The sequence below is a fragment of the Neptuniibacter sp. genome, assembly GCF_024231755.1.
Taxonomy (GTDB): Bacteria; Pseudomonadota; Gammaproteobacteria; order Pseudomonadales; family Balneatricaceae; genus Neptuniibacter.
The window spans coordinates 1-8,205 of sequence record NZ_JAAEQH010000237.1; the positions used below are offsets into that span (position 1 = coordinate 1).

Sequence of the window (8,205 nt, forward strand, 5' to 3'; positions counted from 1 at the left end):
AATCGTTTCCACAATAATCATCCCCAATATCGCCTCGACATTCTGGTTCAAATGTCAGGCAGGTTGCACAACAATGGGGAGGGGTCAAAATTGAATGCCGATCTCCCCGATTAGGGGGTCAATTTTGCATGCCTATCTACAGAGTAAATTTAAAACGCTCATGAGAGCGTGCATTTTTACACGAATCGGGGCGGTACCCTTAGAGGCACCATTTAGGATAAAATTAACAAAATTGTCTTATTGCCTCTCTGGTCAAGCGGAATAACCGGCCACCATCTGCCGTCTCATCCTCTTCCACCAACCCGATACGAATAAGGTACATTATCCTGTAAAAACGCTCAGCCGTCGTTAACTCCAACAGGGCCTGCTTGATCTCGTCAATTCCTTCAATTTCCTGATTGTCAATTTGATGCTGCATCAATGCATGCTCGGGGGCTTTCCATAACAAGTACAGAAGATCATTGTTGAGCTGTCCAAGTTTGCTGATTAGCTCATTCAACGGTTGGTCGTTCAAATCCCGCACAGCAGTTTTACCGACGAAGCCCTCTACGGGAGATTTATTTGGAACTGCTAGAGTCTCTGCATCGCGTAGGAATTCATCAACCGCCCAATACGCCGGTTCTCCCTCAGCTTCAGCATCATACAATAGGGTTTCTATTTGAGCATTGTCTTTAAGCCAAAATTGTCTTGAACGATTTTCCAAGTTGTTTGGCAACAATGCATAGGACGTAGGGATATGTCCTTGATAATCGAAACAGAGGCGACGCCGTAAACGCAGAACTTCATCCTCTAAGGAACATCCTACAAATACAATATGGTATCGTAGCATTAGTGCTGATAGGAAAGTGCTAACCTGCGGCGTGTTCACGTAAGTCCTGTCATACTCCTCGGTTCCAAGAACATAGCCACCTGCTGCTACAGACCCATGCAGCTTGACAAAAAACAAATCCGAATGAGATTCGATTGAAAGCACATTACCTAACCGGATATCGTTGCCGTTACCCTGGGATGGATGGCCACCCTTGTAGAAACGCCCCAGTCCCTGCTCTACCAATTCATCATAGTTAGTAGTGATAATGCCTGCCCAAGGAGCCGTCACCAAGCACCGCATCCGATCCAGCATTCGCTCCTGATCTCCTTGGGAGGTTTTATGGAAGACGTCCATGCTAAACTGCCTAGCGATCGCTTGATCTAGATCAGCACGCGTCATAATTTGCTCAATTTGCTGTACTGCCATGGCGTAATTATAACGTTTGATGGCTTCCTCGACTCCTTCAAGGTACATATCTTGGTCTGAATTAATTTGGGCATCCCTGGCTATATCTAGCAACCGGTCAAGCAGCTTCCCCCAACCGGGCATTCCTGCTGGTGAAGAAAAACCCGCCCCGACAAATGCTACGCATTGGCGTCGCTCAACCCAGCGTCTCAGTTGTCTTGGAATATTCATGTTACTTAGAGCCCCCTCAGAAAGCCATTTCCAATAATGTCGATTGTTTCAGTTTGTCGGCCTGGCGAGTGGTGCTGGTGTGTAGCCAGTGGATATAGGCTTCCAAAACCACTGCCACATGGTGTCCCGTGTGCGTCAGAACCCAGACAAACGATAACCTGAGCAGGATCAGCAGGTTCATGACCAGAAAGATGCTCCTGATCCATGCTTCGCTGGTTTTGGCCGTGCGGGCGCGGATGTAGTTGAGATCGTAGCCGTTCTGTCCGAACTTGCCCTCAACGGGGATGCGCTCGCGGTAATCCTGTTGTCGCTGGCGTCGGTTTATGGTGTCTTCGGCGTTGCTCATCTTTGGTGGACGGCCCAGGGGTTTTCCAGCGAACCAAATGCCTTTTTCTTTTAGGAACTTACGATTATCACGGGTCCCGTAGAGGGGATCGGCTAGTAGTTTCACTGGATAATAGCCATGACGTTTGTGAAAAGCTTCGACCTGATCAGGCAGATCGTGCCCCTCGTGATAAGCATCCCAACTCAGGTTATCGACACAGGCGATGCCGTCGCCACTCAGGCTGACACCCAGCTTGGCACCAAATTCAACTGGTTTATTTTGTTTACCCCGGATGATGGGTCGCACATGCGGCTGGTGGATGCTGACGATGCGATCATCACAGCGTCGGGTACGGCTATCAAACATCTGCTTTTGCTGGAGGTAAAGGTGGCCGATGACCCAGTACTGGCGAAGCTGTTTGTGGGGTAGCGGGATTTCCTGACCGGGCAGCATATCAAGCATTGTTTCAATATGACCAAGATTACGCTTGAGGTAGCGCAACTGCTGGCCGACGGCCTTGCGCACTTTTTTGTTGCCGGGACGGCGTTGCTTGACCAGAGCCAGATAGTCCTTGCGTGCGTTGCGACGATAAGTGCGCACCTTCTTTTCCATCCCCGTTAGAGGATGCAAGGTATCGATAATCTGTTCACTGATCTCGCGGGCCTCATTGAGAAGACTCAAGTCAGTAGGGTAGCGGATCGCCTGCTCAACTACCATGGCATCAACAATGAGTTTTCCCTGATGTGTCGGCGTATCCTGATCAGCAGACGTCGGGGTGGTGGTGGCTTCACAGGGTACAGCCTCGCTGCCTTCCGTGGGGGGGGTGTTGCCTGGTTATCATCATCGTTAGTAGAAACTTCCGGCTTTTGATGATCCGCCAGACGGGCGATGATGCTGCCCTCGAAGCTGGCAAAGACCTCAGGCCCCATGCGGCGGCGTATCTCGACAAACAGCGATGGCGCAAAAGCCTGTTCCTTATGGAAAGCCGTGAAGCCAACAAAGTACTGAAGATACGGGTTCTCGCGGATTTGCTCGATGGTCTCCTCATAACTCAGACACAGCTTGTGCTTGATAATCACCGCCCCGATGACAAGACGGCCTTCCTTACCCGGACGACCAGTATGCGCCGACAGCGATGCCTCATAGGCAGTCGATAATTCCTCCCACGGAATAACCTGGCTCAACAAAACCCAGCGATTGTCTGGCTCCAGCCACTTTTCAAATTCCGTTTCAAAACCGTCAAACATCAACTGATTGGGGGAACGGTGATTGCGCATGGTGCAAGCTTTTCATCTGGTTGCTGGAGAATAGCTTGCATTATATCAGAGAGAACCGCAAATTTATCTTTAATTTCAATAATTTGACGTTTCTGAGTGGGCTCTACTTACTTTTGTCATTTGAAACGGCCGATAGCGTTCAAGACCATCTGTGCTATATTTTTTAAGTCTGGATACCCTAAAGCGGCTCCAACCTTTGGACTGATCCGCTCAATCGCCTTCCGCTCCAAGGCAGTAGGTGGTTCTGGAGAATGATCAAATGCATCATCAAGAAGAAATTGGATTCCGGCAGACATCGCCTTGGCCCCTTCTTTATGGGCAATTGGATCCATCTGTAGATTACGGACGCAATGGTCTAGGATGTTCGCACACATGGTGATAATGGCGCATACCCTTCCAATCCGACACTGTACCGACTCCTTGAATAAGCTCTCATTAAGACCAAGACCCTCTGCTATTCCTTTCAAATTGCCCCTACTTATTGCCCCTCCACCACGCGAGATCGTAAACAGGCGAGGCATAGCCACTTTCCCATTAACTTCTGGCACATAGTTATTGTGCCTAGTCCTGGGGCTATTCTTGAACCTCATCTTTTTAATGAAGTAGTTCTTAACCTTGCTCTTATCCATACCTCATGCGTCTCCCCACCAATGGCCGTGTCATTTTTCCTAGAGATTAAGCACCTTCACCATTAGTCAAAAAACCCCCTATACTTGATTGCTTGTTTTCCCTTTCTAAAAAAACTTTACATAAAAATGACGCACTCAGGACAACTGCTCAGGCGAGAGCCGCAAGACATGTTCATCCAGTCGATTTTTAATTAATGCTGCATATTCAATTATCTGTTCATCCGGGTACTCGTCTAACTGTTCCTTAAGATTCATAATCTTGTCGGCCAGATCCTTGATAGCTTCTTCTACATCATCACCTCGACCTGAATCAAGAAGCCCCAAATGCATACTCTCTGCTATTGCTTCTCCATTCTCCCGTCGGCAAACTACTTTGAGGGGCTTAATAATTTTATAGTGTTGGTAATCAGCAGGTACTTCTTGAATAAAAGAAAATTTCATTGACTTATGGTGTTTCCGAAACCACTCTAGAACGCTCTCATATGAGTCGTCATCATCTGGAAGCCAACCCTGTCGACTGGCCTCATCAGCCAAATCACCGCCCTTCATAAGAGCCTCTCGCAGAAGGTCTCTTTCAATCTGCGACCAAGGTGTCTTCATCGGATCACCATAATTAAGCTTGGGAAACCAGTTGCGGATTTTCAACCCAAGTTCATCTGACTTGTCGTGAAAGGCTGGTTCATCAGACCACATGGAAATGACATACTTTGGAATATTTGGGTGACAGCTTTGAACAAGGTTAAGCATATCCAATCCGTCTTCCAACTGATGATCAGGGTCAGACGTATCTCCCGCAAAGCTAATATCTGATAAAACTGCATCAACTGATGAGCTCTCGTCATCGAAGAAGAGCTTGGCAGATTTAAGATCTGAAAAAATTAAGGGCGCAAGAGAGCTTTCGTTGTTAAAGCGTCGCCTCAGGAATAGTCTCAATCCAGGGTCATCATCCACCAATAGCACAACTGGTGCAAAAGAATTCATTATTTCTTACCTCTCTGATTTACCGGGAAAGTTATTTTGAACATTGCTGTCTTTGGATCTAGCAAGGTCAAGTTGGCTCCAAAGAATTCCCCTAAGAGCCCCCTAGAAATAGTCAGCCCACGCCCGGTTCCACTCTCTTTGGATGTGGCCCCTAGTTTGAAAATATCACTAGCTACATTGAATACTTTCCGGTTAATTCCTGGCCCTTCATCCCAAATCTTTACTACAACAGTGTTACCACTACCTTGCAATTCATGCTCAGCAGAAATTGTGATTTGGTTGTTTTTGGGATTTTTTTTGGATCGTTGAGCATCAATAGCATTGATCACGAGATTGAACATTGCTTGAAGTAAAATCGCGCGGTTCCCATAAAGTGAGATGTTATTAATAATCCTTGCTGTAATTGAGCACTTGTTTCGGCCCAAAGCATCCTTCATCGTCGTTTTAACTTCCTCAACTACCCCCACCAAGAGAAATGTTGTGCTCTCGGGGGTGCCCTGGGCACCTCGCGCCTTAAAGAGGGTGTTAATTGAATCCAAAGATCTCATCATGACATCTGACGCCGCTAACATCTCTTTCGCGGCATTCTCAACATTCGAGAAATTCCCCTCTTTTCTGAAAGTCTTTTTTACATCCCCAATGAATTCTTCCTGCTGCGCATGAATGTTAATAACTTTGTGCCCCAAATCATGGGTTAGAAGGGTAACAATTTCCACCCTGGTCATCATCTGTCCGTCAAGGAACATCCTTTCATTTGTTGTCCGAAGCTCACGAGTCTTGTTGAACAGGGCGACGGCATCAGCTGCGCGTTGGCAAAGGGAGTTAGCAAGTGAAATATCTCTCCAAGAATAGCGGTGCTGATGGCGATGGAAAAAAGATAATGTTCCAATTTCAATACCCTCGTTCCCGGCTTCTACATTTGAGACCAGTTGGAAAACACAATAGGCGCGAATCCCAAGACTGCGTAAAACATCATCCATCTCCTTTGAAATAGCTGTGCCTGAGAATTCCTGTTCGGCCCCATTTTCCAACATCCCAACTGTCCAAGTGTGTTCTTCATCCTCATAGACCAAGCGGCAAATCTCCTCGCCAACGGAATTCTCTGAAAGAAGAGTATCTGAAACGCGAGCAATCTCATCATCTCCATGAGAGTTGTCTATTGGCGCGAAGGCCTCGGCTATAAGCCGGTCACTCTCACGGTCATTAATTCTAAGGACTACTCCATCCGCCGCAAAGGCTCGTATGGTACGGTCCACAATCTCTTGGTAAAGATCCACTAGGGTATCGGTCTTGGCTGCTGCTTCGAAAGGCAAAGCCATCTCGCGTAGACGCATGGAAAAAACGGCATCAGCACAGATTCTTGAAATTAGTGGTTGGTAGGCAGTCACCGTTTGAGCAAACTCCTCAGTTAACACCCCTTCCTTATCAAAATCAAAAGAGATGAACGCGAACAGCTCACCATAACCACGGAGTTGGACCAAAAGCTTCTCACAGTAAGGCAATGGCCCCTTGTAATGTGGATTGTTGTGAACGTTGCGCACAAAGGAAACCAACTTGGCATTATTGAGAAAATCCGAGACTGCTGTCTCATCCCTGGTGATATGAATTCTAGCAAATTCGCTAATTTTGCGACCATAGGCAACCACTGGAACAAATTCTTCCGGAACAATTCCGGCGATTGCTATATAGGCGCTATGGCAGGGCGGGCAATTGGAGGAGATTAAGGTATCTAGAACATCCTGAAAAAAACTCTTAAGGAGGTTCTGTCCTGCTGCAGGATCCATAATATCCTGCTCAGTCCAGCAGGTTTCCGAATCAAGAGCTAACAATTTCGCTTGAAAACTATCCATTGCTTATCCAAACTGAACTTTCCCAAGTAATTTTCATACTCGATACGAGTATATAGAATCACACCGTTTCCTAAAGATTTATTTTCTCCAACCACCCTATATCGTTAGCGTCCGGCCTGGCCCACCTTCCATCAGATCACCGGCCTGAGTGTAAGGGGTATGGCAAGGGCACGAGCCAGGGGGTACAGGAATACCGAAACTTTCATCACCATGATTTACTTGATTGCGGCTCCACTCCAAAACTTGTTCGTTTCCACATGAAACGTCGAAGAGCCAGTTTCTTTGTGAGCGTCCGGTGCTCCACCTCTCGACGGTTTAACGATGTTATATTACGCTCAAATTGTAACCGTTTGGCCTCGCACACCTACCGGCGGTGTTAGCTCTGGTTATACTCAGCGTTGCTGAGTCCAGTTCCAGGGCAGCAGTTCATCAATACGGTTGATCTTGTGATCGGCAATGCGAGAGAGCACATCGGTCAGCCAGGCTTGCGGATCAACGCCGTTCAGCTTGGCTGTCTCAATTAATGTATAAATAATTGCTGCTGATTTACCGCCGCCTTCTGATCCGGCAAAAAGCCAATTTTTTCGCCCAATGGCCAGACCCCGAATGGATATCTCGGCAGTATTGTTGTCGATTTCCAGAAATCCATGATCGAGATACGGCCTTAGTTTCTTGAGACGGGTCAGTGCATAACGGATCGCTGCCGCCAGCGGCGTTTTACCCGACAGTTTTGGCAGTTGTGAGTGCAACCACTCTTCCAGATCGTCGAACAAAGGTTTGGCCTTGGCCTGCCGGATAGCTGCCGTGCGCGAAGGCGACACTTTGGTTGTGCCAAAACTTGATCGTCTCGCCAGATCGGTTCCTGATGCCCGCGCAATTGCAGAACAGCTTGAGGCTAAGGGCGTAAAGCTGGCTCTCGGTGGTTCGGTATACGATCCCAGCGACCCAATGGGTAAAATGTTTTTTAACATTCTGGCCACATTCGCCGAATTTGAGTCAGATTTGATCCGCATGCGCAGCCTTTCCCGGTACACCGTTATATAACCGTCTGAAGTCTGAGGGCCGACTGATCAATGAAACAGCATGGGAAACTTGTACTCTTTTTGATTTGAACTATCGCCCGGATCAAATGTCACCGGAAACTTTCACACAGGGTTTTAAGGGCTTGGTCTCTCGGATTTATAGCAACGAAGCTACCCGGGCAAGGCGACGTAAGTTTTTCGAACACACCTCACGCAAGAAATCCCCGCATCATTCCAAAAACGCCCGAATAGATGAAAATCAAAATTGCACATAATCCATTTGGGGGCGAACCTGGAGCCTACCGCCGTTGTCGTAAACGGAGCGGTACTCTAAAATCGGAGCCGTAACGCCTTATGATACTATCCTGCTCCCTACCAGAATCTACCCCTAACCATTTACAGCTGAGTGCAGGGCCGAATGTCAATCGGCACGCCCACATTTTTAACCACCTGTAATCTCCATTTTTTTTGCTTTAATGATTTGCTTTACACTGCGCCAAATGCTTACAGCAAAAAGGTCATCCGCCTTATTGGCATCTATAGTCCTCACAAGTGCATCAAACTCGGCGGCTTCCAGGCTGCCATTTTCCTCTATTAGATCACTGGCTATTTGTTCGGTATAGTATTCCATGTTCCTCAAACTCCCATTTCTCACAGGCGGTTCTTTTGTAATA

The 8,205-nt window shown here is 47.4% G+C and carries 9 protein-coding genes and 1 pseudogene; 2 read left to right on the forward strand and 8 right to left on the reverse strand.

Going from position 1 to position 8,205, the window contains the following annotated elements:
- Positions 1–223: 223 nt before the first annotated feature.
- From GY843_RS12460 to GY843_RS12490, 7 genes and pseudogenes are all read right to left on the reverse strand, one after another.
- Complete coding sequence (locus tag GY843_RS12460; protein WP_297310118.1) at positions 224–1,447, reverse strand: SIR2 family protein; 1,224 nt, start codon at positions 1,445–1,447, stop codon at positions 224–226.
- 16 nt (positions 1,448–1,463) lie between these two features.
- Entirely contained in the window at positions 1,464–2,489 is a 1,026-nt protein-coding gene (locus GY843_RS12465) for a transposase (RefSeq protein WP_297310119.1), read from the reverse strand.
- Positions 2,483–3,049, reverse strand: a complete 567-nt coding sequence (locus GY843_RS12470; protein WP_297310121.1) for a transposase — start codon at positions 3,047–3,049, stop codon at positions 2,483–2,485. The genes GY843_RS12465 and GY843_RS12470 overlap by 7 nt, the downstream gene beginning before the upstream one ends.
- 116 nt (positions 3,050–3,165) lie before the next feature.
- Complete coding sequence (locus GY843_RS12475) at positions 3,166–3,678, reverse strand: hypothetical protein (protein ID WP_297310123.1); 513 nt, start codon at positions 3,676–3,678, stop codon at positions 3,166–3,168.
- A gap of 135 nt (positions 3,679–3,813) precedes the next feature.
- On the reverse strand, positions 3,814–4,659 hold the full coding sequence (locus GY843_RS12480; protein WP_297310125.1) for a hypothetical protein: 846 nt from the start codon (positions 4,657–4,659) through the stop codon (positions 3,814–3,816).
- A complete protein-coding gene (locus GY843_RS12485; protein ID WP_297310127.1) occupies positions 4,659–6,509 on the reverse strand; it encodes a HAMP domain-containing sensor histidine kinase in 1,851 nt (616 codons plus the stop codon). Before GY843_RS12485 ends, GY843_RS12480 begins: the two co-directional genes overlap by 1 nt.
- A 392-nt stretch (positions 6,510–6,901) precedes the next feature.
- Positions 6,902–7,306, reverse strand: a pseudogene (locus GY843_RS12490) (transposase); the annotation flags it as partial.
- 7 nt (positions 7,307–7,313) lie between these two features.
- On the opposite strand from GY843_RS12490, the gene GY843_RS12495 reads away from it, so the two are divergent.
- Together GY843_RS12495 and GY843_RS21050 are read left to right on the forward strand one after the other, a co-directional pair.
- Entirely contained in the window at positions 7,314–7,553 is a 240-nt protein-coding gene (locus GY843_RS12495) for a recombinase family protein (RefSeq protein ID WP_297310129.1), read from the forward strand.
- Between the two features lie 25 nt (positions 7,554–7,578).
- A complete protein-coding gene (locus GY843_RS21050; protein ID WP_367183844.1) occupies positions 7,579–7,806 on the forward strand; it encodes a hypothetical protein in 228 nt (75 codons plus the stop codon).
- 167 nt (positions 7,807–7,973) lie between these two features.
- On the opposite strand, the gene GY843_RS12500 is transcribed toward GY843_RS21050, so the two are convergent.
- The coding region (locus GY843_RS12500) for a hypothetical protein (protein ID WP_297310131.1) at positions 7,974–8,205 on the reverse strand (232 nt) is incomplete at its 5' end.

Bases quoted from the DNA above. Each gene is read 5' to 3' on its own strand.
- GY843_RS12460 (WP_297310118.1), bottom strand. From the start codon at position 1,447: ATGAATATTCCAAGACAACTGAGACGCTGGGTTGAGCGACGCCAATGC.
- GY843_RS12465 (WP_297310119.1), bottom strand. From the start codon at position 2,489: ATGGTAGTTGAGCAGGCGATCCGCTACCCTACTGACTTGAGTCTTCTC.
- GY843_RS12470 (WP_297310121.1), bottom strand. From the start codon at position 3,049: ATGCGCAATCACCGTTCCCCCAATCAGTTGATGTTTGACGGTTTTGAA.
- GY843_RS12475 (WP_297310123.1), bottom strand. From the start codon at position 3,678: ATGGATAAGAGCAAGGTTAAGAACTACTTCATTAAAAAGATGAGGTTC.
- GY843_RS12480 (WP_297310125.1), bottom strand. From the start codon at position 4,659: ATGAATTCTTTTGCACCAGTTGTGCTATTGGTGGATGATGACCCTGGA.
- GY843_RS12485 (WP_297310127.1), bottom strand. From the start codon at position 6,509: ATGGATAGTTTTCAAGCGAAATTGTTAGCTCTTGATTCGGAAACCTGC.